The 1075-nt window shown below is 34.6% G+C and carries 1 protein-coding gene; it reads right to left on the bottom strand.

What is annotated here, in order from left to right; translation table 11 throughout:
• Positions 1–1075: DNA topoisomerase (locus tag EZH24_RS12420; RefSeq protein ID WP_137999366.1), on the bottom strand; the 1075-nt coding region annotated here is incomplete at both ends.

Genomic DNA, 1075 nt, shown 5'->3' with positions numbered 1-1075 from the left:
TAAGAGGCTCGGAAGATACGGATATTTTATAGCTAGTTCTGGAAAATTTTCGCTTATAAGTTCGTTTACCAATTTGCCCAATTCGGTAGGCACTAATTGTTTGCCTTTTCTTTGAACATAATGTCTTGCAATTATAGTTCTGATAATCGGAGCGTAAGTGGAAGGTCTGCCTATTCCTTCTTCTTCGAGGACTTTTACCAAAGAAGCGTCATTATATCTTGGCGGCGGAGTAGTAAAATGTTGCTGCGGATTATTTTCTATAAATTCGCAAATTTCGTCTTTAGAAAGATTAGGCATTTTTGAGGCTTTTTCCTTATCTCCTTTATCTATAGTCAAAACTTTTAAATAACCGTCAAATTCTATTTTTGAAGAAGAAACTGAAAATTCGCAGTCTCCCGCCACTATAATCGCTCTAGTATTTTTCATTTTTGCTGGAAGCATTTGCGAAGAAACGAATCTTTCCCATATAAGTTTATATAATTTATATTGTTCGTTTTTCAAATATTCTTTAACGCTATCGGGAGTCAAAAACACATTTGTAGGTCTTATAGCCTCATGCGCGTCTTGAGCGTTTTTCTTTACCGAATAACTTGGAGCTTCCGCTGGCAAATAATTTTCTCCAAACTCTTTTTTTATAAATTCTCTCGCCTGTTCTTGAGCGACTGGAGATATTCTCACGCTGTCGGTTCTCATATAAGTTATAAGTCCCGTTGATTCTCCCGCTATAGAAACTCCTTCGTATAAACCTTGAGCTATTTGCATCGTTTTTGAAGAATTAAACCCGAGCGAAGTGCTTGCTGCTTGTTGCAATTTGCTTGTCGTATATGGAGCTATTGGATTTCTTAATCTATCTTTAATTTCAACAGATGAAACTTTATAAATTTTATCTTTCAAATGATTTATTATCTCGTCCACATCTTCTTTAGTTTTTAAGTCGGGTTTTTCTCCTTTATATTTTTGAAGTTCGGCTATGAATTCTTTATTTTTATGTTTTAAGAATACTTCAAAAGTCCAATATTCTACGGGAATAAAAGCCTCGATTTCTCCTTCTCTATTGTATATTATAAGTAACGCT

It is taken from the genome of Brachyspira catarrhinii (genome assembly GCF_005518285.1).
Classification (GTDB): Bacteria; Spirochaetota; Brachyspiria; order Brachyspirales; family Brachyspiraceae; genus Brachyspira; species Brachyspira catarrhinii.
The sequence above is the reverse complement of the archived record's forward strand: the minus strand, read 5'-3'. Positions and strand labels throughout refer to the sequence as shown.